Here is a 22,187-nt window from a genome sequence, read left to right as displayed (position 1 = left end):
TGTCCACGCGCGGGGGTGGGGTCAGCCCGTCGGCGTGGTCCCGGGGGTCGGCGCCGGCTCGCCGGTGGTCTGCGGCGCCTCGTCGGCGGGGGTCGGCGCGGTCGTCGCCGGCGCCTCGTCCGTCGTCTCCCCGGGCGTCGGGTCCGTCGTGGTCCCGCCGCTCGTCGTCGGCCCGGTCGTCCTACCGGTCGTCCCACCGGGCGTCTCCCCGGTCGTCGTCGCGGGGGCGTCGGAGGTCGGCGCGGTCGTCGTCGGTACCGGGGTCGTCGCCGGCGCGGGGGCCGGCGTGGTGACCCCGGGCGTCACCGTCCCTCCCGGGACGGCCGGCGTCGGCGGGCGGACGTAGAGGTAGAGCAGGCCCAGGCCCAGGAACAGCACGGTCAGGACCACGGTCGAGGTGCGCGCGCGGCCGATGTGCCCGGGCACCCGGGAGCGGCCGGACAGGCCGAAGCGCCCGCGGGCCGCGGGGTCGCCGCCCGGGCTGTCGGGGCCGCGCTCGTCCGGGCGCGGCGCGCCGGGGACGGTCACGGCTTCGTCCCGGGGCGGCCGCTCGAGCCCGCACCCGCGGGCGCCGGCTCGAGCGGCGGGGCCGGGGTGAGCGTGAGCCCGGCCCGGCGGAAGGCCACCACGATGCGCTCGCGCAGGTCGCGGCCCACCTCGAACTGGCGGCCGGGCAGCGTCCGGGCGACCACCCGCACGTTCACCTGCTCGAGGTCGATGCTCTCCACGCCCATGACGCTGGGCTCGTCGAGCAGCAGGCGGCGCAGTCCGGCGTCGGCGAAGGCCTCGGAGCCGACCTCGCGGAGGATCTCGTTGACCCGGTTGACGTCGGCCGTCGTCGGCACCGGGACGTCGACCACGGCGCGGGCCCAGTCGCGGGAGAGGTTGACGACCTTGACGATCTGCCCGTTCGGCACGGTGACCACCTCGCCGTCGGCCGAGCGCAGCCGCGTGACGCGCAGCGTGACGTCCTCGACCGTGCCGCTGGCCGGGTCCCCGCCGCCGACGACGGCGATCGAGACGACGTCGCCGAACCCGTACTGGCGCTCGGTGATGAGGAAGAAGCCGGCCAGCACGTCGCCCACGATCCGCTGTGCGCCGAAGCCCAGGCCCACGCCGAGCACGGTGGCCGGCGCCACCAGCCCGGTGACCGGGACGCCGAGGCGGTCGAGGACGTAGAAGGCCGCCACCGTGTAGACGAGCACGATCAGCGACCAGGTGATCACCTGGGTCAGTGAGTGGCGGTGCTTGGCCGCCTCCGAGCGCACCAGCACGTCGCCGCCGGTCGAGCGGGCGTCGATGCGGTCGGTGATCCGCGTGCCCACCCACGTGATGAAGCGGGCGAGCAGCACCGAGCCCAGGACGATCAGCACGATCTCCAGGCCCCGGCTGGCGAGCCAGTCGAGCAGGGCGGTCAGTGGTCCCACGGCAGGTCACCTCCTCCGTCCTCGTCGGGCGTCCTCGGCGGGTCGGCCCCATCCAACCGGTTCTCCCTGGCAGGACGCTCAGCGCGGCTCCACGAACAGCGACGCGATCGAGCGGCCGATGCGCCCCTCGGCGTCGTAGAGGTCGGCGCTGCACTGTCCGACGCCGGCCGGTCCGAGCGTCGTCGTGGCGTCCATGGCCAGCCACTCCCCGGCGGGTGGGCGGAACAGGGCGACGACGAGGTCGACGTTGGCGAAGGTCGCCCGCTGCCAGTCCAGCTCGGCGGAGATGCCGCTGGCCGCGTCGGTCATCGCCACCAGGTGCTGCAGCGGCGTCATCGGCTCGCCCTCGACCAGGGTGCACCGCGGGCGGGTCCAGGTGGCCGCCGGACCGGGCTCGGCCAGCGAGCCCGACGCCAGTCGCCACTCCAGCGCCCGGTGGTAGGCGACCGGCTCGGAGAACACGCCGAACTCGGTGGGCCCGGCGTCCTCCGGCGCGACAGGGTGCCGCTGCGCCGGGGAGACCGAGGACGCCCCGCCGCAGCGCATCCGCCAGGCGGTGAGCCGCACGGCCGCCCGCCCGCCCGCGGTGAGCGTGGCCTCGACCAGCTCGATCCGCCGGCCCGGCCGCAGCACCCGGGCGGCGACCTGCACCGGCCCCACCGGGACCGGCCCGAGGACGTCGAAGGCCAGCCGCACGGTCTGCCCGCCGGGGATGCCGCTCGCGCGCTCGGCCTCCCGCACCAGCAGCGCGGCGGGCGGCCCGGCGTGCTGGAGACCGGGGTCCCACGGCCCGATGGTCAGCGCGGTGGCGACGAGACCGTCGCCGTCCGGGACGTAGAAGGCGGAGGGCAGGTCCACCCGGGCAGTCTGCCGCCGGTCAGGTCCGGCACGGCCGGCCGGGTCGGGTCAGTCGCGGCGGGCCAGCCACAGCGCCGTCCCCAGCCAGGCGGCGCCGCCGGCCGCGGCCAGCAGCCACAGCCAGCGCAGCGGCTCACCCGCCGTCGACAGGTACAGCAGGACGGCGACGACGAGGACCGCCCCGCCCAGCGGGGTCGACCGCAGCAGCGTGCCGAGGGTGTCCGGTCCCGGGACGGCGAGGAACACGACCAGCGCGACGACGAAGAGGAAGGCGCACAGGGCGGCGACGAACGCCGAGGTCACGCCGTACTGGGCGGGCAGCACCAGCGCGCCGAGGCCGCCGGCGACCGCGCCCAGCGCCAGCCCGACCAGCGTCCGGCGGCGGCGCCGCGACCACGGCGGGCGGGGCTCGGTCACCCTCCCGAGGGTGCCCGCTCGGGGCGCCCGCCGCCCCGATCCGCGCTGTGGTGTCCCCGACGCCTCCCCTCCCCTCCCCCCGACGATCATGGAGCCCTGACCACCGTCCGGGCCGCGGACGTGGTCACGACTCCATGATCGTCGGGAGGGGGTGCCGATGAGTTCGCGCCGGCCGGAGTGTCTGTGCTCCCGACGGGCCTCGAGGCGGGTCCACCGACGAAGGGAGTCCCCCGTGCGCATGATCTTCGTGAACCTGCCGGTGACCGACCTGGCGGCCAGCCGCGCGTTCTACACGGCCCTCGGCTTCTCGATCGACGAGCAGTTCTCCGACGACGCGTCGGCCTCGGTGGTCGTCAGCGACGCGATCCACCTGCAGCTGCTGTCCCACGCCAGGTTCGCCGACTTCCTGCCCGGGGGCACCGCCACGGCCGACCCGCGGACGGCGACGGCGGCCCTGTACGCCCTGTCCTGCGACAGCCGTGAGGAGGTCGACGCGATGGTCGGGAAGGCGATGGGCGCCGGCGGCGGCACGTGGAAGCCGGCGCAGGACCACGGGTTCATGTACGGCGCGAGCTTCACCGACCCCGACGGGCACGTCTGGGAGGTCCTGTGGATGGACCCGGCGAGCGCGCAGTGACGGCCGCACACCCGCGGTGGTGCCGGCAGCGCGACGGGGGCGCCCGCACCGGGTAGGTGGCGTAACCCGTGACGACCGCTACAGTCACGGATGTGCCGCACACCCGCCGCCCCGCCGTCGGCTACCTGCTCACCGTGGCCGCGGCGGGGCTGTTCGCCGTCAACGGCACCGTGTCGACGCTGGCGCTGCAGGCCGGGATCCCGGCCACCTGGCTGACCGCCCTGCGCTGCGGCGGCGCGGCGGTCGGGCTGCTGGTCGCGCTGGCGGTCGTGGCACCGGGGCGGCTGCGGATCACCTGGCGCGAGGTGCCCTTCCTCGCGGTGTTCGGCGTCGTCGGCGTGGCGCTGACCCAGTTCCTGTACTTCGTGGCCATCGGCCGGCTGCCGGTCGGCATCGCGCTGGTGTTCGAGATGACCGCGCCGGTCGGCATCGCGCTGTGGGTGCGCCTCGTGCGCCGGGAGCCGGTGCGCCCGCGGATCTGGCTGGCGCTCGGGCTGTCGCTGTCGGGACTGGTCCTCGTCGCGCAGGTCTGGCAGGGCGGCGGCTCGCTCGACCCGCTCGGCGTCGCCGCCGGCCTCGCCGCGGCGGTGTGCCTGGCCACGTACTACCTGATGGGTGAGCGGGGGACCGTGACCCGCGACCCGGTCACGCTCACCACCTGGACCTTCGTGGCCGCCGGCCTGTTCTGGGCCGTCGTCGCGCCGTTCACGCCGTTCGCGCCCGGGGTGCTCGGCGAGCGGGTGCCCGTCTCGCTGGCGCAGCTCACCCTGCCGCTGTGGCTGCTGGTGCTGTGGATCGTCGTCCTGGGGGCCATCGCGCCGTTCTGGCTCTCGATCGCGGCGCTGCGCCACCTGCCGCCCACGACCGCCGGGCTGGTGGCCACCGTCGAGCCCGTGCTCGCCTCCGTCGTCGCCTGGCTGTGGCTCGAGCAGGTGCTCACCGGCTGGCAGGTGGCCGGCGCGCTCGTGGTCCTCACGGGCATCGCGCTGGCCCAGACCGCGCGCGCCGGTGCGGCCGCGCAGCCGGCTCCGGCGCCCGTTCCCGAGACGCCGGCGCCGCTCGCGCGCTAGCCGACCCGCTCGCCTCGCGCAGCCAGCCGGCCAGCCGCTCCACGTAGCGGGCCTGCGCGGCGTGGTCCATGCCGACGTGCTCCCACGGGTGCACCTGCCCGGCCTGCGCGGCCGGCAGCAGCTCGTAGGTCGGCTGGGTGGCCCTCTCCTCCGGCGTCATCGCGCCGCGCAGCGAGGGGAGGATGACGTCGCTGCGGTACCGGGGGACCTGCTCCCAGCTCGCCGTCTGCCGGAAGTGGCCCTCGCCGCCCGGGTCGACGAACTGCACGCCGAGGTCGGAGCAGAGCCGCAGCGACGGGTCGGCGGCGGCCAGTGCCTCGAGGTCGATGGAGCCGTAGCTCTCGCCGACGTTCTCGACGCCGGCGAGGTCGCGGCCCGCGAACCGGACGTCGTCGGCGGCCGAGGTCTGGCCGAGGGTGGCCACCGGCTCGACGCCGAGGTTCCACGGCGAGGAGGCGACGTCGTCGAGGCCGGCGATCCGCTCGGGCCGTGCGTCGAGCTCGACGGTGGTGCCGACGTCGTCGGTGGACGACCAGCTCCCCTCACCCGTCGCGGACTCCGCCCCGGAGCCGGTGCCGGGGTCGGCGCAGGCGCCGGCGGCGAGCAGCGCCGCCAGGCCGAGGGAGGCGCCGATCAGGCGCGATGGTCGGGACACCGGGGTCTCCTCGCCGTCGGGCGGGGGTGTTCTCCGCGGGCGCCGCAGAGGTTAGCCTCGCCTTACCTGCGGTCCGCACGGGCCGTTCCCCCGCAGAGCGGAGACCGGAGTGACGACGACCGTGGCGCCGCCGGCGGTGGCCGAGTTGCCGCAGTGGCTGTTCTTCGACACCGTCGTCGCCCGCGTGCGGCGCCTCGGCCCGAGCGCGGTGCGCATCACCCTCACCGGCCCGCGGCTGGGCGACTTCGGCGTCGCCGGTGACGACCAGCGGGTCAAGCTCGTGCTCGCCCCCGACCCCACGGTGCTGGCCGAGCTGCAGGCCGCCGGCGGCGAGTGGTACCCGGCCTACCGCGCGCTGGCCGAGGAGCGGCGTCCGGTACTGCGCACCTACACCGTCCGCGCCGCCCGGCCCGGGCAGGCCGAGGTCGACCTCGACGTCGTCCTGCACGGGGCCGGCGAGGGGCACGCCGGCCCGGCGGCGACCTGGGCCGCGTCGGCGCGTCCCGGCGACCCGATGGTGCTGATGGGGCCCGACCGGCCCGGCCGAGGCCGCGCCTGGGGCGTCGAGTGGGCGCCGCCGGCCACGGCGACCTGTCTGCTCCTGGCCGGCGACGAGACGGCGGTGCCCGCGGTGAGCGCCGTCCTGGAGGGCCTGCCGCCGGTGCCCGGACGTCGCGTCGTCGCCGTCCTCGAGGTGCCCGAGCCGGATGACGCGCAGGACCTGGTGGTGCCCGAGGGCGTCACCGTGCACTGGTTGTCCCGCCGGGGCCGCGCCCGCGGCGAGCTGGTGGTGCCCGCGGTGCGCGCCGCGCTCGTCGACCTCGGGCTCGCCGCGGCCCCCGCCCCGGCGCCGGAGGACGTCGACCTCGACACCGGGCTGCTGTGGGAGGTGCCCGAGGACCCCGGCGCGGCCACCGGCTGCTACGCCTGGCTGGCCGGGGAGGCGGGCGTGGTCAAGCGGCTGCGCCGCCACCTGGTCGGCGACCTCGGCGTCGACCGGCGCGCGGTGGCCTTCATGGGCTACTGGCGCGAGGGCGTCGCCGAGAGCTGACCTCCTATGCCTGGCGGGGCAGGCGGCGGACCGGCACCACCATCGGCGTCCCGGCCACCGGGTCGGGGACCACGCGGGCCTCGAGGTCGAAGACGTCGGCCAGCAGCTGCTCGGTGAGCACCTCGTGCGGCGTCCCCGACGCCACCAGGACCCCGTCGCGCACGGCCACCAGCCGCTGCGCGTAGCGGGCGGCGAGGTTGAGGTCGTGCAGCACGACGACGACGGTGCGGCCGCGCTCGGCGTGCAGCCGGGACACCAGCTCCAGGACGTCGATCTGGTGGGCGAGGTCCAGGTAGGTCGTCGGCTCGTCGAGCAGGAGCAGGTCGGTGCCCTGCGCCAGCGCCATGGAGATCCACGCCCGCTGCCGCTGCCCGCCGGAGAGCTCGTCGACCGGGCGGTCGGCCAGGTCGGACACGTCGGTCCAGGACAGCGCCTCGGCCACCACCGCCTCGTCCTCGGTCGACCACTGGCGCAGCCAGCTCTGGTGCGGGTGCCGTCCGCGGGCCACCAGGTCGGCGACGGTGAGCCCCGCGGGGGCCACCGGGGTCTGCGGCAGCAGGCCGAGGACGCGGGCGACCTCGCGGGTCGGCGTCCGGGCGATGGAGCGGCCGTCGAGCAGCACCTGCCCGGCCTGCGGGCGCAGCAGCCGGCCCAGCGCCCGCAGCAGCGTGGACTTGCCGCAGCCGTTGGGCCCGACGATCGCGGTGAACGAGCCGTCGGTGAGCCGCAGGTCCAGGTCGCGGACGACGACGCGCTCGTCGTAGGCGAGGGTCACCGACTCCGCGGCGAGACGGACCGGTCCGTCCGGCGTCGGCGCGGACACGTGCGGCGCCGCGGGAGCGGGGGTGGTCATGCGAGGGTCCGCCTCCCGCGGACGAGCAGCCAGAGCAGGTAGGGCGCGCCGATGGCAGCGGTGAGGATGCCGACGGGCAGCGCCTGGGGCAGGACGGTGCGGGTGAGCAGGTCGGCGCCCACGACCAGCGCCGCGCCGAGCAGCCCGGAGGCCAGCAGCGGCGGCCGCGAGCCCCCGGTCAGCCGGACGGCGACCTGCGGGACGACCAGCGCGACGAAGGCGATCGGCCCGGCCGCGGCCACCGCCGTCGCCACCAGCAGGACGGCGACCACCACGACCCCGCCCTGTGCGCGGGCCAGCCGCACGCCGAGCCCGCGCGCGGTGTCGTCGCCGAACTGGAGCACGCCCAGGACGCGGCCGGCGGCCAGCGCGAGCGGGACGAGGACCAGCAGCGACAGCGCCAGCGGCGCGGCCTGGTCCCAGGTGCGGGCGTTGAGTGACCCGGTGATCCACACGTAGGCGGCCGCGGCGTCGTGGACCTCGGCGCGGGTGAGCAGCCAGTCGGTGAGCGCCTGGGCGATCGACCACAGCGCGATGCCCACCAGCACCAGCCGGTACCCGTCGATGCCCGCGCGCCAGGCGAGGGTGAACAGCAGCGCCCCGACGGCCAGTGCGCCGAGCAGCGCGGCCAGCGGGACGCCGAGGCCGCCGAGCAGGGCGCCGGTCGAGGTGCTCCCGTTCAGCACGATCGCCGCCACCGCCCCGACCGAGGCGCCTTGAGTGATGCCGAGGACGTCGGGGGAGGCCAGCGGGTTGCGCGCGGAGGTCTGGAAGAGCGCCCCGGCCAGGCCCAGCGCCAGCCCGACCAGCGCGCCGACCACCGTCCGCGGCGCGCGCAGCTCCAGCACGATGAACGCCTGTGCCTGGTCACCGGCGCCCACCAGGGTCCGCAGCACCTCGCCGAGGCCGATCGGGTAGTCGCCGCGCCCGAGACCGAGCGCGCCGAGCAGCACCACGACGGCGGACGCGACGACCGGGACGAGGACCGACCGCCAGCGGAACCGCGCCGAGACCGGGCCGATCCGCAGGGGAACGGCACGGCCGGCCGGGCGCCCGCCGGGGTCGGGTGGCGTCGTCCGGTGGACGGTGTCGACGGTCGCGGTCACAGCGTCGCCGTCCGCCGCCGACGCACCAGCGCCACGAAGACCGGCCCGCCGACCAGCGCGAGCACGATGCCGACCTGCAGCTCGCCGGGCCGGGCGACCACGCGGCCGACGACGTCGGCGGCGAGCAGCACCACCGCACCGAGCAGGGCGGAGCAGGGGACCAGCCAGCGGTGCACCGGGCCGGTGAACGCCCGGACGGCGTGCGGCACGACCAGGCCGACGAAGGCGATCGGCCCGCAGGCGGCGGTGGCGGCGCCGGCCAGCAGGGTGCACGCGCCGAGCCCGACCAGCCGGGCCGGCCAGATGCGCTGGCCCAGACCGCGGGCGACGTCCTCGCCCATGCCGAGCAGGTCCAGCGCCGGGGCGTTGAGCAGGGCGAGGAGCAGCCCGGCGACGACGAACGGGGCCACCTGCCAGGCGACGTCGGCGCTCCGGCCGGCCAGCGCGCCGACCACCCAGAACCGGAAGGCGTCCAGGGAGTTCGAGTCGCTGACCAGCACCGCCCGGACCAGCGCGAACAGCAGCGCGCTCAGCGCCGAGCCGGCCAGCGCGAGGGTGACCGGGGTGGGCCCGCCGCGGCCGGCCGAGCCGAGCACGGAGACGGCGACGGTGCCGCCCAGCGCCCCGGCGAAGGCGAACCAGACGTACCCGGCCGGGGTGCCCACGCCGAGCAGCACGATCGCCAGGACGACGGCGAAGGCGGCCCCGGCGGTGATGCCGAGCAGCCCGGGGTCGCCGAGCGGGTTGCGGGTGTGGCCCTGGACGAGGGCGCCGGAGACGCCGAGGGCCGCCCCCACCATGAGGCCGAGCACCGTGCGCGGGACCCGCAGGTCCCAGACGATGACCGCCTCCTCCGTGCGCAGCGAGCGGTCGGTGAGGGCCTGCCACACGGTGCCGAGGTCGAGCGGGCGGCTGCCCAGGGCGATGCTGGCGGCGCACGTGGCGGCCAGCAGGACGACGAGGGCGAGCAGGCCGAGCACCCGCCGCCGGGTCCGCGCGGCACGCGCCGTCCGGGCCGGACCCGGTGTGCCGTCCGCCGGGGTCGGCGCGGGGGCGCGGGTGGCACTGGGCACGGGCACCGGGCAGCTCCGGACGGTCGGCTTCGGTGAGGCTCACCTTACCCGGCGTCCCGGTGGCCGTCCGGTCAGCGCTTCAGGCGGCGGCTGCCCCCGTGCCAGTCCTCCTGCACACCGACGTCCCCGGTGGTCACGCCGAAGGAGGGCAGCTGCGGCCGCTCGCGCAGGCTGCGCTTGAGCTCGGCGAAGCCGGGGAAGCGGGCCAGCCCGACGACGTGGTCCCACAGCTGCGCGGCCTCGTCCTCGGCGGGCAGCCGGCTGATGACCGGGCCGAAGAAGGCGACACCCTCCGGTGGCTCGAAGTGCAGGATCGGCGTCCCGACGTCGCGGCCGGTCAGGTCCAGGGCCTCGTCCGTCTCGGCCCGGATCCCGGCGTCCCACGAGTCGTCGTCCACCGCGGTCGCCAGCGCGGTGGGCAGGCCGGCCTCGGTGAGCACCGTGTCGAGGAAGGCGCGGCTCGTGGCCCGCTCCGGCGGCGGCTGGCCGGCGGGGTCCTCGAACACGTGCCGGCCGAGGGCCTCGTAGAGCGGTCCGACCGCCTCGCGCCCGTGCTCGTCCCTGGTCCGCGCCGCGACCCGCAGCAGGTGCAGCCCGGCGGTGTGGCCGGCCTCGTACTCCGGGGGGAAGTGGCTGTCGTAGTCGACGTGCGCGTTGAGCAGCCGCAGCGAGACGAACCGCCAGTCGACGTCGTACTCCCGCTGGGCGGCGACCGTGCGCACCCACGTGCTGGTCATCCACGCGAACGGGCAGACGGGGTCGAAGTAGAAGTGCAGGTCGGCCATGCCCTCCATGCTGGCCCGGCGGTCGCCGTCCGGCCGCCCGAGCGCCGGCCGCGTGCCGCCGCGACCGCTGTCGGCGTTCCTCGCGCACTGCCGGTGCTGCAGCGCCCGCACCGGGCGAGGAACCCCGGCACGGCAAGCCGACCAGGCCGCTCCTGGAGGAGTCTCCGGTGTCCTGGGGGGCTGCAGGACCCCCGGAGATCGCACGACGCCCCAGGAGGAGCGCCGGACGGGCCGCCGCCGGCGCTCATCGCCCGCGGCGGGTCCTGCAGCGCAGGCGACCCGCGGGAGACGCCCGCGAGCGCGCCGTCCGGCCGGGCGGTCAGCGGGGGAGGAGCGCCTCGATCGCCGTCCGGACCTCGGGCGCGGCCGGGTCGGTCGCCGGGCGGAACCGGGCGACGACCTCGCCGTCGCCGGTGAGCAGGAACTTCTCGAAGTTCCACTGCACCGGGCCGGCCTCGCCCGAGCCGTCGGGGGCCGCGGCCAGCTGCCGGTAGACCGGGTGCGCGTCCTCGCCGTTGACCTCGACCTTCTCGGTCATCGGGAAGCTGACGCCGTACGTGGCCGAGCAGAACCCGGCGATCTCCTCGGCGGTGCCCGGCTCCTGCCCCGCGAACTGGTTGCACGGCACGCCGACGACGGTGAAACCGCGCGGGCCGTACTCCCGCTGCAGCTGCTCGAGCTGGGTGTACTGCGCGGTGAGCCCGCACCGGCTGGCCACGTTGACCACCAGGGCGGGCCGGCCGCCGGTGAGCGCGCCGAGGGTGGTCGCCTCGCCCTGCAGCGTCGAGACGGGCAGGTCCAACAGGTCGGCAGCCACCGGGCGGGGTCCTTCCGTGGTGGGGGACACGGGGGTCCTCCCTCAGTCCAGGTCGCTGATGTCGTCGGGGACGTCGACGGCGTGCTGGCGCAGGGCGCTCAGCGGGACGATCTCGAGCGCCCGGGCGTTGGTCGCCGCCAGGACGACGCCGGCCGCCACGCCCGCGCGGTAGGCCTGCAGCCACCGCGCGGCCACCACGCACCACCGGTCGCCGGGCCGCAGCCCCGGGAAGCCGTACTCCGGTCGCGGGGTGACGAGGTCGTTGCCCAGCTCGCGCTGCAGCGTCAGGAACTCCTGCGAGACGACGGCGCACACGGTGTGGCTGCCCAGGTCCTGCGCACCCGTGCGGCACGAGCCGTCGCGGTAGAACCCGGTGAGCGGTTCGGTGCCGCACGGCTCCAGCTCGCCGCCCAGCACGTTGCGCTCCGGCTCGGTCACGCGCAGATCGTCGCAGAGGAACGGGGAACGCCGCCCGTCCGCGGGTCCGGCCCCGGTGGCCCGCCCGGCTCCCCGGCACGGGCAGGCCGGTGGCAGGGTGCTGCTGTGACCGCTGACACCTCCGCCGCCCCGGTGCTCTGGCAGCCCACCCAGGAGACGAAGGAGGCGACCCGGCTCGCGGGGTTCGCCCGCGAGGCGGCCGGACGCCGTGGACTCGACCTCGACGCGTGCGACTACGACGCGATCTGGCGCTGGTCGGTCGAGCACCTCGACCAGTTCTGGGCCGACGTCGCCGAGTGGTCCGGCGTGCTGCCCGGCGTCCCCGACGACCGGGTGCTGACCCGCCCCGGGATGCCCGGCGCCGAGTGGTTCCCCGGGACGACGGTCAACTACGCCGAGCAGGCGCTGCGGCACGCCACCGACGAGCACCCCGCGCTGGTCGCCGTCGCCGAGGACGCCGACCCCGTCGAGGTCCCCTGGGCGCAGCTGCGCGAGCAGGTCGGCGCGTTCGCCGCCACGCTCCGCCGGCTGGGTGTGCAGCGCGGTGACCGGGTCGCCGGCTACCTGCCCAACGTCCCCGAGGCGGTGGTCGCCTTCCTCGGCGCGGCGTCCATCGGTGCGGTGTGGTCCTCGTGCGCGCCCGACTTCGGCACCCGCGCCGTCCTCGACCGGTTCGCCCAGATCGAGCCCACCGTGCTGGTCGCCGTCGACGGGTACCGCTTCAACGGCAGGCCCCACGACCGGCGCGACGTCGTCTCCGAGTTGCGCGCGGCCCTGCCCAGCGTGCGGACGACGGTCGCCGTCCCGCGGCTCTTCCCCGACGAGGTGCCCGACGGCGCGCTGCCCTGGGCGGAGGCGGTGGGCGAGCCGCAGGAGCCGCGGTTCGAGCCGCTGCCCTTCGACGCCCCGCTGTGGATCGTCTACTCGTCCGGGACGACCGGGCTGCCCAAGGGCATCGTGCACGGCCACGGCGGCGTCGTCCTCGAGCAGCACAAGCAGCTGGGCCTGCACGGCGACGTCGGCCCCGGCGACCGCTTCTACTGGTATGCCTCCACCGCCTGGATCATGTGGAACATCGCCACGTCGGCGCTGCTGCGGGGCGCGACCGTGGTCGTGCACGACGGGGCGCCGGCCTACCCGTCGGTCGACGCCCAGTTCGCCCTCGCCGCCCGCACCGGCATCACCTACCTGGGCACCAGCGCCGGGTACCTCACCGCCTGCGAGAAGGCGGGCATCCGGCCGGGGGAGACCCACGACCTGTCGGCGCTGCGGACCATCGGCTCCACCGGCTCGCCGCTGCCGGCCTCGGCGTTCCACTGGGTCTACGACGCCGTGAAGAGCGACGTCTTCCTCGCCTCGGTCTCCGGCGGCACGGACGTCGCCACCGGCTTCATCGGGAGCACGCTGCTGCTGCCGGTGACCGCCGGTGAGCTGCAGCGGCCGATGCTCGCCGTCGCCGCCGCCGCGTGGGACGAGGAGGGCCGGCCGGTCACCGGGGAGCTCGGGGAGCTGGTCGTCACCGAGCCGATGCCGTCCATGCCGCTGTACTTCTGGAACGACCCGGACGGCGTGCGCTACCGCGAGTCCTACTTCGAGCCCTGGCCCGGCGTCTGGCGGCACGGCGACTGGATGGAGGTCACCGAGCGCGGCACCTGCCTGATCACCGGCCGGTCGGACTCCACGCTCAACCGCGGCGGCGTGCGCATGGGGACGGCGGACATCTACGCCGCCGTCGAGTCGGTCCCGGAGGTGCTCGACTGCGTCGTCCTCGGCGTCGAGCAGCGCGACGGCGGCTACTGGATGCCGCTGTTCGTGGAGCTCGCGGAGGGGGAGGAGCTCACCGACGAGCTGCGGGACCGGATCCGCGCCGCCATCCGCGAGCAGGCCAGCCCGCGGCACGTGCCCGACGAGGTGCTCGTCGTCCCCGGGGTCCCGCACACCCGGACCGGCAAGCGGCTGGAGGTGCCGCTCAAGCGGCTGTTCCAGGGCGTGCCGCCGGAGAGGGCGGTCAACACCGGGGCGGTCGACGACGCCTCGCTGGTCGAGCACTACGTCGCCCTCGCCCGGGAGCGCGGCGCCCGCTGACGAAGGCCCCCGCTGCCCCCCCGCCACTCGCTCGCTCGCGGCGGGGCCCTGCAGCGCGGCCGGTGACCGGCGTCCTACCGTGGGCGGGTCCCGTCCCGAGGCGGAGGAGTCCCCGTGCGGCGTGCTCTGCTGCGACTGCTGCTCGTCCCGGCGCTCGTGGCCACCGGCCTGCTCACCGCGGGACCGGCGTCGGCGGCCGGGCCGGTGCGGGTGACCGACTTCGGCGCGAACCCGGGCGAGCTGGAGGTGTACGCGTACCGGCCCGCGGGGCTGCCCGCGGGCGCCCCGGTCGTCGTGGCGCTGCACGGCTGCACCCAGGACGCCGCCGGCTACGCCCTCGGCTCGGGGTGGCCGGAGCTGGCCGACCGGTGGGGGTTCACCGTCGTCCTGCCGCAGCAGACCACCGCCAACAACGCCAACCGGTGCTTCACCTGGTTCGAGCCCGGCGACGTCACCCGCGGTCACGGCGAGGCGGCCTCGGTCCGCAGCATGGTGGCCCACGCGGTCACCGCGTACGGTGCCGACCCGGGGCGGGTCTTCGTCAGCGGGCTGTCGGCCGGCGGGGCGATGAGCGCGGCGCTGCTCGCCGCCCACCCCGACGTCTTCGCGGCCGGGTCGGTCATCGCCGGCGTCCCCGTCGGCTGCGCCGTCGACCTGTTCACCGCGGTCGCCTGCACGACCGTGTCCGGGCAGCGGACGCCGGAGCAGTGGGCGGCCGCGGTCCGCGCGGCGGCGCCGGCGGGGACGACGGAGTGGCCGGAGGTCTCCGTCTGGCACGGGACCGACGACCGGACCGTGAACCCGGCCAACGCGCTGGACCTGCGCGACCAGTGGACGGCGGTGCACGGACTGTCGCAGCTGCCGGCCTCGACCACCGCGCTGCCCGCCGGCACCACCCGCCACCGCTACGCCGACGCCGACGGCACCGTGCGCGTCACCACCTACACCGTCGCCGGCATGGGCCACGCCGCGCCCAACGACCCCGGCGAGGGTCCCCGGCAGTGCGGCCGGCCGGACCGGTACTTCGCCGGCACCGTCTGCTCGAGCTGGTACGACGGCGTGAGCTGGGGCCTCGACCGGCCCGGCCGCGCGCCCTACCGCCCGGCGCGGCTCTGACGGTCGCGGAACGGGCCGCGCAGCACCGCCCACTGCAGCAGCAGGATCGTCTTGGCGTCGGCGATCCGGCCGTCGTCCACCCAGGCCAGCGCCTCGTCGATCCCGAGCTCGAGCACCTCGATGTCCTCGCCCTCCTCGACCAGCCCGCCGCCGGCCGACACCCGGTCGGCCGGCGTGTAGGGCGCGGCGAAGCAGACGACCCGCTCGGTCACCGACCCCGGGCTGGTGAAGACGTCGAAGACGCGGGTGACCTCCCCGAGGACGACGCCGAGCTCCTCCTCGGCCTCGCGGCGCACCGCGGACTCGGCGTCCTGCTCCTCGAGCAGCCCGGCGGCGGTCTCGACGAGCAGCCCGTCGGGGGAGCCGTTGACGTAGGCCGGGTAGCGGAACTGCCGCGTCAGCAGCACCGTGCCGCGCGCGACGTCGTGGGGCAGCAGCGTCGCCCCGTTGCCGCGGTCGTAGGTCTCGCGCTGCTCGGTGGTCCAGCGGCCGTCGCGGCGGCGCTGGTCGAACGTCGTGCGGCGCAGCACGTGCCACCCGCCGGCGAGCAGCTCGACGTCGCGGACGACGACGCCGGGGTTGCCGGTGAGGTCGCGGCCCGCGCGGTCGAGCCCGGTCCGGCCCCGGTGGTCGGGGACGTCGACGCCGGGGACCCCCACCGCGGTCACCGTGCCACCCCCGGCACCTGGTCGAGGCCGGTGTAGACCGCCGCGCCGCGGGCGCGGGCCAGGGCGACCATCTCGTCGGACCCGGCCGAGGCGCCGGGTAGCCGCAGGACGGCGTCGACGCGGGCGACCAGCCGCCGGCCCATCGGGTGGAACACCTCGTCGAAGGCGGCGTCACCCACCCGCGTCGACCCGGCCAGCTCCGCGAGCGGCAGCGCCAGGTCCTCCCCGTTGACGGCGAGGTGGCCGGCGCGGAACAGCGCCAGGCAGGCCTCCCGGATGGCGCGGTGGTTGGCCGCGATCAGCGTCGGGTCGTCGCCGGTGCCCCCGCGGTAGGGCCCGGCGACCAGGATCATCAGGGGCTGGTTCATGCGAGCACGACCTCCACGTCGGCGTTCTCGAGCGCGGCGAGGGTGTCCTGCGCCGCGGGGGTGAGCTGGGGGTCGCGGGCGCTGGCGTCGGTGACCAGGCGTCCGACGGCGTCGAGCGGCGCGACGGAGGCGAAGGCACGGACGCCGAGCTTGGAGGCGTCGGCGACGACCAGGCTGGTGCGCGCCTGCTGCAGCGCCACCTGCTTGACCGCGGCGTCCTCCAGGGTGAACTCCGACCAGCCCGCCGCGGCGCTGACCGCCCCGATCGACATGACGAAGACGTCGAAGGTCAGCTGCCGCAGCACCGCGGCGGTCAGCGGGCCGGCCAGGCTGCGCTCGCCCGGCCGCGACTCCCCGCCGACGACGAGCAGGCGCACGCCGGGCCGGTCGGCGAGCACCTCGGCCACCGGCAGGCTCAGCACCGCCGCGGTGACGGGGCCCTCCCCGGCGGCGGCCCGGTCGGCCAGCGCCCGGGCGACGGCGACGGTCGTCGTCCCGGCGTCGAGGAGCACCGTGGCACCGGGGGCGACCAGCGCGGCGGCCGCCCGGCCGATGCGGTCCTTGAGGCCGGCCTGCCAGCCCGCCCGCGCGGCGAAGCCGGCGGCGCTCTCGGGCTCGGCGACGGCGACCGCGCCACCGCGCACCCGCTCGACCAGCCCGCGGGCCTGCAGCGCGTCGAGGTCGCGGCGGACGGTCATCTCCGAGACGCCCAGCCGGGCGGCGAGGTCGGCCAGCGACGCACGGCCGCCGTTGCGCACCAGCCGCAGCGTCACGTCGAGTCGGTCGGGGACGGCCACGGGTGCAGTCCTACCAGATTCCTGTGAGATGTGTGAAGTAACTGTGAAGTGCTGGGCAGGCGTGGCGCCGGTCACGCCGCCGGGGCTGCGTCGTGCGGGACCCGGGGACTCCCCGCAGGGTGGAGCCGACCGCTGCCGCCGAGGAGAGGCCCGCGACGATGACGTCGACCCAGGACCGCCCCACCGGGCTGCTCGAGCCCCGGCCCCCGGCGCTGCTGCCGCCGTGGCACACCCCCGAGCGGGAGGCGCTGCAGCAGCAGGCCCGCCGCCTCGCCCACGACGAGGTGCTCCCGGTGGCCGACGAGCTCGACCCGAGGAAGGGGCTGCTCCCGGAGTCGCTGCTGGCCCGCCTGGCCGAGCTGGGGTACTTCGGCATCACCGTGCCGGCCGAGCACGGGGGCCTGGGCCTGGGCGTCTTCGAGTACTGCATGGTCTCCGAGGAGCTGGCCCGCGCCTGGATGAGCAGCGCGAGCATCCTGGCCCGCTCCCAGGGCCTGGGCACCACGGTGCCCGACCCGGTCCGGCGCGCCGACCTGCTGGGCCGCAGCGCCCGGGGCGAGTGGATCGGCGCCATCGCGCTGTCCGAGCCCGGCGCCGGCTCCGACCTCGCCGGCGTCACCACCCGCGCCGTCCGCGAGGGGGACGAGTGGGTGGTCACCGGTCACAAGCGCTGGTGCGGCAACGCCGAGGCCGCCGACTTCATCCAGGTGCTGGTGCGCGTGCGCGACCCCGAGCCGGGGGAGTCGCGATCCCGCGGCCTGACCAACCTGCTGCTGGAGAAGGAGCGCGGCTCGTTCCCCGCGGGCCTGACCGGGACGCCGATCGACAAGGTCGGCTACCACGGCTTCCTCACCTGGGACCTCGTCTTCGACGGCGTCCGGATCCCGGCCGGCAACGAGCTGGCCGACCCCGGCGGCTCCGGCGGCGGCGACGGGCCGGAGACCGCCCGTGCCGGGTTCGCCGAGGCGCAGCGCTTCCTCAACACCGCCCGCGTGCACACCGCCGCCCGCGCCGTCGGCCTGGCCCGCGCCGCGCTCGAGGACTCGATCGTCTACCTGCAGGAGCGCGAGCAGTTCGGCCACCCGATCGGCGACTTCCAGGCGCTGCGCTTCGCCCTCGCCGAGATGGCCGCGCAGGTGGAGCAGTCACGCGCCTTCTACCGGCAGGTGGCCCACCTGCTCGACCTCGGCGTCCCGTGCGAGCGCGAGGCGGCGATGGTCAAGCTCGAGGCCACCGAGATGGCGGTGCGGGTGACCAACCAGGCCATGCAGCTGCACGGCGGCAACGGCTACACCACCGAGCGCCAGGTCGAGCGGCACTGGCGCGACGCCCGGCTGACGACGATCTTCGAGGGCACCAGCGAGATCCAGAAGCGGATCATCAGCGACCGTCTCCTGCCCCGCTCGCCGCTGACGTGACGGCCCGGCTCGACCATCACGTCACGGCGAGCGTGGCATCGTCGGCGTGCGCGACGTGGCCGAGCTGGCGCCACAGGAGCACGAGCAGCACCGCCGACCCGGCGAAGGCGAACCAGAACGGGCCGGTCACACCCGCGACCCGCGCGATGACCCCGCCCAGCGCCTGGCCGGCGACGATGCCGCCGAACAGGCCCATCGCGTACAGGCTCCCGACCCGCCCCTGCAGCCCGGCCGGCACCGCGCGCATCCGCACCGTGCGCGACGTCGTCCCCCACACGAAGGCGTGCGCCCCAAAGACGGCCAGCACCGCCATCGCCACCCACGGGGTGGTGGTCAGCGCCAGGCCGAGGTGGGTGAGCGTCTCGACGACCAGGCCGACGCGCATCAGGTGCGCCAGGCCGACGTGCCGCTCCAGCCAGTCGTAGGACGCCGTCCCCGCGATCCCGCCGACGGCGACCATCGTCGTCAGCAGCCCGAAGCCGGCGGCGCCCAGGCCCAGCCGCTGGTCGGCGTAGAGCACCAGCACCGACCAGGCCGCGCCGTAGGTGACGTTGAACAGGACGATCGTGAGCGTCAGCGTGCGGACGGCGGGGTTGCCCCACGTCCAGCGCAGTCCCTCGGCGACGTCGCGCCGCACCGTGGCGCGCTCCGACGGCCGGGTCGCCGCCGGCAGCCGCATCCGCGAGACCAGCACCGCGCCGAGCGCCACGAGCACCGCCTGCGCGGCGAACGGCCAGGCGGCACCGGCGACGAAGAGCAGGCCCCCGACGGCCGGGCCGGCCAGCTGGTTCATCGTCAGCGTGCCGGCGGTCAGGCGGGCGTTGCCGATGCCCAGGTCCGCGCGCGGCACGACCATCGGCAGGAGCGTGCCCGACGCGGTGTCGGCGAAGACCTCGGCGGCGCCCAGCACGAACAGCGCCCCCAGGACGGCGGCGATCCCGACGTCGCCCGTGGCCAGCGCGAGGACCAGGACGGCGAGCACGCCCGCGCGGGCGAGGTCGACGGCGACCACGAGGGCCCGGCGGTCCACCCGGTCGGCGAGGACGCCGGCGTGCAGGCCGAACAGCAGCCACGGCAGCTGCTGCAGCAGGGCGGCCAGCGCGACGAGCAGCGGGTCGCTGGTGAGGCCGGCCACCAGCAGCGGCCCGGCCGCGATCGCGACGCCGTCCCCGAGGTTGCTCACCCAGGACGACGCGACCAGCCAGCGGAACGGGGTCCCCATCCGGGCCGGCAGCACCGCCTCGACCAGTCCCCCCACGAGGTCCGGACCCTAGACGCCGGTGTGCCGGGTGTCGTCCGGGAAACCGGGTGCGTCCTGTCGGTGGCCCCCGGCAGCATGACCGCACCGCCCGGCACGCTGCCGGGACCGACGAGGAGGGGGAGATGGCCGGCCTGCCGCGCGCGCTCGCGCCCCTGCGCTCCCGCTCCTACCGCCTGCTGGCCTCGTCGATGGGCCTGTCGCTGTTCGCCCAGGGGCTGTGGACGGTCGCGCTGGTCTGGCAGGTCGTCGACCTCGGCGGCGGCCCGGCCGCGCTGTCCCTGGTCACCGCGCTGCAGGCCGCCGGGATGCTGGCCAGCACGCTGCTCGGCGGCGCCCTGGCCGACCGGGTGCCGCAGCGGCGGATCCTGCTCGGCGTGGCGCTGCTGCAGACGGCCGCCGTCGGCGCGATCGCCCTGCTCTCGCTGGCCGGCGCGCTGGCGCTCGGCCCGCTGGCCGCGGCGTCCCTGGCCGGCGGCCTGGCGATGGGGCTCTACTACCCGGCCTACTCGGCACTGGTGCCCGCCGTCGTCCCGCCCGCCGAGCTGCTGGCGGCCAACGGCCTGGAGGGCGTGGTCCGCCCGGCGCTGGCCATGGCCGCGGGCCCGGCGGCCGGCGGCCTGCTCGTGGCCGCCGTCTCGCCGGGTGCCGCGCTGGCGGCGACGGCGCTGACCCAGGCCGCCGCGGCGGCCTGCGTGGCGGCCCTGCCGACGACGCCGGTCCGCCGGGACGACGCCGACCGCCCGGGGCTGCTGGCCGACGTCCGCGAGGGCGTGTCCTACATGGTCCGCACGCCGTGGCTGCTGGCCACGCTGCTGTTCGCCTCGCTGATGGTCCTGGTGATCATCGGCCCGTTCGAGGTGCTCGTCCCGTTCGCGGTCCGTGACCGGGCGGGCGGCGGGCCGGCCGAGCACGCCTGGGTGCTGGCCGCCTTCGGGATCGGCGGAGCCGTCGGGTCGGCCGTCGTCGCCTCGCTGCGGCTGCCGCGCCGCTACCTCACGGTGATGAACCTGATGTGGGGCGCCGGCTGCATCCCGCTGGTCGTGTTCGGCTGGACGTCGCAGCTGTGGGTCATGATCGCGGCGGCCGGGGTGCTCGGGGCGGCGTTCGAGGCCGGCACGGTCATCTGGGGCACGCTGCTGCAGCGGCGGGTGCCCGCCGCGCTGCTCGGCCGGGTCTCCAGCCTCGACTTCTTCGTCTCGATGGCGTTCATGCCGCTGTCGATGGCGCTGGCCGGCCCGGTCAGCGGGGCGATCGGCCTGACCGGCACCTTCCTGCTCGCCGGGCTCGTGCCGCCGGTGCTCGCGCTGGTCGCCGTCCTGGGCTGGCGGCTGCCGGCCGACGAGCTGGCCCACCCGCTGCACGTGCCCGCCGAGGAGGAGCCGGCCGCAGTCACCGCACCGGTCTGACAGAGGTGTGCGCCTACCGCGCGTTTCGGTCTCCAGGACGAGCCCTCAGCGCACGTCACCGCCGGCGTCGGAGGCCACGGCCACCAACCGATCGGCACACCGCTGTGAGGGAGGCCGGCGTCACGACGGCCGCAGCACCCGGGCCTCCCACGGGCGCAGCACCGCCGGGTCGTCCTCGGGCAGGTTCCCGAGGACGACCTCGGCGTCCACGGCCTCCGGGAGCAGCGCGGCCAGGTCCTGGACCGACCCGCTGACGTTGCAGACGACGAGCAGCGTGTCGCCCTCCAGGGAGCGGGTGAACGCGTAGACCTCGTCGTGCTCGGGCAGCAGCATCGTGAAGTCGCCGAGCGCCACCACCGGCAGGTCGTGCCGGAGCGCGATGAGCCGCCGGTGGTGGGCGAACACCGAGGCCGGGTCGGTGCGCTGGGTCTGCGCGTTCCACTCCGTGTGGTCGGGGTTGACCGCGATCCACGGCGTCCCGGTGGTGAAGCCGGCGTGCGGGGAGGCGTCCCACTGCACCGGCGTGCGCGCGTTGTCGCGGCTCATCCGGCGCAGCGCGGCGAGCACCCCGGCCGGGTCGGCGCCGTGCGCGACGGCCTGCACGTGGTGGTTGAGCGACTCGACGTCCCGGAACTGCTCGAGCGCGGTGAACGGGAAGTTGGCCATCCCGACCTCCTCGCCCTGGTAGACGTAGGGCGTCCCGCGGTGCAGGTGCAGCAGGGTGGCCAGGCAGGTCGCCGAGTCGCGCCGGAACCGCGGGGAGTCGTCGCCGAAGCGGGAGACCGCCCGCGGCTGGTCGTGGTTGTCCCAGTAGAGGGAGTTCCAGCCGACGTCGGCCAGGCCGGCCTGCCAGCGGCCGAGGGAGGCCTTGAGGTCGCGCATCCGCAGCGGCCGCGGGTGCCACTTGGACTCGTCGAAGTCCAGGCCGACGTGCTCGAACTGGAAGACCATGTCCACCTCGGCGCGCGCCGGGTCGGTGAACAGCCGCGCCTGCTCGACCGTCACGCCGGGCATCTCGCCCACGGTGAGCAGCCGGTCGGGCCGCCCGGTGAACACCTCGCGGTGCATCTCCTGCAGGAACTCGTGGATCCGCGGCCCGCACAGGAACGAGCCCGACCCGTCGCCGTCGGGGATCCCGGGCAGCTGGGGGCCGTCGTGCAGCGCGCCGTCCGGGCCGACGTCCTTGCTGATCATGTTGATGACGTCCATGCGGAAGCCGTCGACGCCGCGATCGAGCCAGCGGCGCATCATCGCGTACACCGCCTGGCGGACCTCGGGGTTCTCCCAGTTCAGGTCGGGCTGCTTGCGGGCGAACAGGTGCAGGTAGTACTCGCCGCTGGCCTCGTCGAGGGTCCAGGTGGGCCCGGAGAAGAAGGAGTGCCAGTTCGTCGGCTCGGCGCCCGGAGCGCCCGCGGCCATCCCGGGACGCGGCGGCCGCCACCAGTACCAGTCGCGCCTCGGGGAGTCCGGGGACGAGCGGCTCTCGACGAACCACGGGTGCTCGTCGCTGGTGTGGTTGACCACCAGGTCCATCACCAGCCGGATCCCGCGTGCGTGCAGGCCGGCGACGAGCTCGTCGAACTGCCCGAGCGTGCCGAACAGCGGGTCGATGCCCTCGTAGTCGCTGATGTCGTAGCCGTTGTCGGCCTGCGGCGAGGGGTAGACCGGCGAGAGCCAGACGACGTCGACGCCGAGGTCGGCCAGGTGGTCCAGGCGCTGCAGGATGCCGCCGAGGTCGCCGATCCCGTCGCCGTCGGAGTCCTGGAACGAGCGCGGGTAGACCTGGTACACGACGGCGCGGGTCCACCAGGGGGAGTCGTCGGCGGGCATGCCGCCAGCCCAGCACGGCGCACGCCGCCCCGCACCCGCGCGCTACCGTCG

Annotated in this window: 23 protein-coding genes; 7 read left to right on the top strand and 16 right to left on the bottom strand. The window is 76.1% G+C overall.

The genetic code is table 11. The features are described 5' to 3' along the window. Positions 1-21 precede the first annotated feature (21 nt). The 4 genes from JOD57_RS11125 to JOD57_RS11110 form a co-directional block, all read right to left on the bottom strand. Positions 22-528 carry an Rv3103c transmembrane domain-containing protein gene (locus JOD57_RS11125; RefSeq protein WP_204692085.1) on the bottom strand — a complete coding sequence of 169 codons (507 nt, stop codon included), beginning with the start codon at positions 526-528 and terminating at the stop codon, positions 22-24. Further along, entirely contained in the window at positions 525-1,427 is a 903-nt protein-coding gene (locus JOD57_RS11120; RefSeq protein ID WP_204692084.1) for a mechanosensitive ion channel family protein, read from the bottom strand. The genes JOD57_RS11125 and JOD57_RS11120 overlap by 4 nt, the downstream gene beginning before the upstream one ends. Positions 1,428-1,505: 78 nt before the next feature. Then, on the bottom strand, positions 1,506-2,285 hold the full coding sequence (locus JOD57_RS11115; protein WP_204692083.1) for a thioesterase family protein: 780 nt from the start codon (positions 2,283-2,285) through the stop codon (positions 1,506-1,508). Positions 2,286-2,333: 48 nt separating this feature from the next. Then, entirely contained in the window at positions 2,334-2,702 is a 369-nt protein-coding gene (locus JOD57_RS11110; RefSeq protein ID WP_204692082.1) for a hypothetical protein, read from the bottom strand. A 238-nt stretch (positions 2,703-2,940) separates the two neighbouring features. On the opposite strand from JOD57_RS11110, the gene JOD57_RS11105 reads away from it, so the two are divergent. Further along, positions 2,941-3,339, top strand: coding sequence for a VOC family protein (locus JOD57_RS11105; protein WP_239571269.1), 399 nt, complete (start codon positions 2,941-2,943; stop codon positions 3,337-3,339). A gap of 92 nt (positions 3,340-3,431) precedes the next feature. Next, positions 3,432-4,409, top strand: coding sequence for an EamA family transporter (locus tag JOD57_RS11100; protein WP_204692080.1), 978 nt, complete (start codon positions 3,432-3,434; stop codon positions 4,407-4,409). On the opposite strand, the gene JOD57_RS11095 is transcribed toward JOD57_RS11100, so the two are convergent. Next, positions 4,312-5,064 carry a TroA family protein gene (locus JOD57_RS11095; RefSeq protein ID WP_204692079.1) on the bottom strand — a complete coding sequence of 251 codons (753 nt, stop codon included), beginning with the start codon at positions 5,062-5,064 and terminating at the stop codon, positions 4,312-4,314. The two genes, JOD57_RS11100 and JOD57_RS11095, sit on opposite strands and share 98 nt — an antisense overlap. Before the next feature lie 109 nt (positions 5,065-5,173). On the opposite strand from JOD57_RS11095, the gene JOD57_RS11090 reads away from it, so the two are divergent. After that, entirely contained in the window at positions 5,174-6,115 is a 942-nt protein-coding gene (locus JOD57_RS11090; RefSeq protein ID WP_307824615.1) for a siderophore-interacting protein, read from the top strand. 4 nt (positions 6,116-6,119) lie between these two features. On the opposite strand, the gene JOD57_RS11085 is transcribed toward JOD57_RS11090, so the two are convergent. From JOD57_RS11085 to JOD57_RS11060, 6 genes are all read right to left on the bottom strand, one after another. Further along, on the bottom strand, positions 6,120-6,968 hold the full coding sequence (locus JOD57_RS11085; protein WP_204692078.1) for an ABC transporter ATP-binding protein: 849 nt from the start codon (positions 6,966-6,968) through the stop codon (positions 6,120-6,122). Beyond that, positions 6,965-8,074, bottom strand: coding sequence for a FecCD family ABC transporter permease (locus tag JOD57_RS11080; protein ID WP_307824614.1), 1,110 nt, complete (start codon positions 8,072-8,074; stop codon positions 6,965-6,967). The genes JOD57_RS11085 and JOD57_RS11080 overlap by 4 nt, the downstream gene beginning before the upstream one ends. Continuing rightward, positions 8,071-9,153 (bottom strand): FecCD family ABC transporter permease, encoded by a 1,083-nt coding sequence (locus tag JOD57_RS11075; RefSeq protein ID WP_307824613.1) that lies wholly within the window; start codon positions 9,151-9,153, stop codon positions 8,071-8,073. Before JOD57_RS11075 ends, JOD57_RS11080 begins: the two co-directional genes overlap by 4 nt. A gap of 65 nt (positions 9,154-9,218) precedes the next feature. Further along, positions 9,219-10,043, bottom strand: a complete 825-nt coding sequence (locus tag JOD57_RS11070; protein ID WP_307824612.1) for a mycothiol-dependent nitroreductase Rv2466c family protein — start codon at positions 10,041-10,043, stop codon at positions 9,219-9,221. A 208-nt stretch (positions 10,044-10,251) separates the two neighbouring features. After that, positions 10,252-10,749 (bottom strand): glutathione peroxidase, encoded by a 498-nt coding sequence (locus JOD57_RS11065; protein WP_204692077.1) that lies wholly within the window; start codon positions 10,747-10,749, stop codon positions 10,252-10,254. Positions 10,750-10,791: 42 nt separating this feature from the next. Next, positions 10,792-11,187 (bottom strand): DUF2237 family protein, encoded by a 396-nt coding sequence (locus JOD57_RS11060; protein ID WP_204692076.1) that lies wholly within the window; start codon positions 11,185-11,187, stop codon positions 10,792-10,794. A gap of 105 nt (positions 11,188-11,292) precedes the next feature. Here JOD57_RS11060 and JOD57_RS11055 point away from each other — a divergent pair, with 105 nt between their 5' ends. Together JOD57_RS11055 and JOD57_RS11050 are read left to right on the top strand one after the other, a co-directional pair. Further along, complete coding sequence (locus tag JOD57_RS11055; protein WP_204692075.1) at positions 11,293-13,272, top strand: acetoacetate--CoA ligase; 1,980 nt, start codon at positions 11,293-11,295, stop codon at positions 13,270-13,272. 114 nt (positions 13,273-13,386) lie between these two features. Next, on the top strand, positions 13,387-14,388 hold the full coding sequence (locus JOD57_RS11050) for an extracellular catalytic domain type 1 short-chain-length polyhydroxyalkanoate depolymerase (RefSeq protein ID WP_204692074.1): 1,002 nt from the start codon (positions 13,387-13,389) through the stop codon (positions 14,386-14,388). Here JOD57_RS11050 and JOD57_RS11045 read toward each other — a convergent pair. The 3 genes from JOD57_RS11045 to JOD57_RS11035 are packed head-to-tail and all read right to left on the bottom strand — an operon-like array spanning position 14,367 to position 16,221. Continuing rightward, positions 14,367-15,056: an NUDIX domain-containing protein gene (locus JOD57_RS11045; RefSeq protein ID WP_204692073.1), complete on the bottom strand. Its 690-nt coding sequence runs from the start codon at positions 15,054-15,056 to the stop codon at positions 14,367-14,369. The two genes, JOD57_RS11050 and JOD57_RS11045, sit on opposite strands and share 22 nt — an antisense overlap. Further along, entirely contained in the window at positions 15,053-15,424 is a 372-nt protein-coding gene (locus tag JOD57_RS11040) for a DUF4406 domain-containing protein (protein ID WP_204692072.1), read from the bottom strand. The genes JOD57_RS11045 and JOD57_RS11040 overlap by 4 nt, the downstream gene beginning before the upstream one ends. Then, positions 15,421-16,221 (bottom strand): DeoR/GlpR family DNA-binding transcription regulator, encoded by an 801-nt coding sequence (locus tag JOD57_RS11035; protein WP_204692071.1) that lies wholly within the window; start codon positions 16,219-16,221, stop codon positions 15,421-15,423. Before JOD57_RS11035 ends, JOD57_RS11040 begins: the two co-directional genes overlap by 4 nt. A 158-nt stretch (positions 16,222-16,379) precedes the next feature. On the opposite strand from JOD57_RS11035, the gene JOD57_RS11030 reads away from it, so the two are divergent. Beyond that, positions 16,380-17,639, top strand: a complete 1,260-nt coding sequence (locus JOD57_RS11030) for an acyl-CoA dehydrogenase family protein (protein WP_204692070.1) — start codon at positions 16,380-16,382, stop codon at positions 17,637-17,639. Between the two features lie 16 nt (positions 17,640-17,655). Here the strand turns inward: JOD57_RS11030 and JOD57_RS11025 are convergent, their stop codons facing one another. After that, on the bottom strand, positions 17,656-18,897 hold the full coding sequence (locus tag JOD57_RS11025; RefSeq protein ID WP_204692069.1) for an MFS transporter: 1,242 nt from the start codon (positions 18,895-18,897) through the stop codon (positions 17,656-17,658). Positions 18,898-19,022: 125 nt separating this feature from the next. Between JOD57_RS11025 and JOD57_RS11020 the strand changes: the two genes are divergently transcribed. Continuing rightward, positions 19,023-20,306, top strand: a complete 1,284-nt coding sequence (locus JOD57_RS11020; protein ID WP_204692068.1) for an MFS transporter — start codon at positions 19,023-19,025, stop codon at positions 20,304-20,306. A gap of 120 nt (positions 20,307-20,426) precedes the next feature. On the opposite strand, the gene JOD57_RS11015 is transcribed toward JOD57_RS11020, so the two are convergent. Continuing rightward, complete coding sequence (locus JOD57_RS11015) at positions 20,427-22,136, bottom strand: glycoside hydrolase family 13 protein (protein WP_204692067.1); 1,710 nt, start codon at positions 22,134-22,136, stop codon at positions 20,427-20,429. Positions 22,137-22,187 lie beyond the last annotated feature (51 nt).

It is taken from the genome of Geodermatophilus bullaregiensis (assembly GCF_016907675.1).
Lineage (GTDB): Bacteria > Actinomycetota > Actinomycetes > Mycobacteriales > Geodermatophilaceae > Geodermatophilus > Geodermatophilus bullaregiensis.
Note: the sequence above shows the minus strand (reverse complement) of the source record. Positions and strands in the feature narration are given on the sequence as shown.

Bases quoted from the DNA above. Each gene is read 5' to 3' on its own strand.
- JOD57_RS11105 (WP_239571269.1), top strand. From the start codon at position 2,941: ATGATCTTCGTGAACCTGCCGGTGACCGACCTGGCGGCCAGCCGCGCG.
- JOD57_RS11085 (WP_204692078.1), bottom strand. From the start codon at position 6,968: ATGACCACCCCCGCTCCCGCGGCGCCGCACGTGTCCGCGCCGACGCCG.
- JOD57_RS11040 (WP_204692072.1), bottom strand. From the start codon at position 15,424: ATGAACCAGCCCCTGATGATCCTGGTCGCCGGGCCCTACCGCGGGGGC.
- JOD57_RS11030 (WP_204692070.1), top strand. From the start codon at position 16,380: ATGACGTCGACCCAGGACCGCCCCACCGGGCTGCTCGAGCCCCGGCCC.
- JOD57_RS11020 (WP_204692068.1), top strand. From the start codon at position 19,023: ATGGCCGGCCTGCCGCGCGCGCTCGCGCCCCTGCGCTCCCGCTCCTAC.
- JOD57_RS11015 (WP_204692067.1), bottom strand. From the start codon at position 22,136: ATGCCCGCCGACGACTCCCCCTGGTGGACCCGCGCCGTCGTGTACCAG.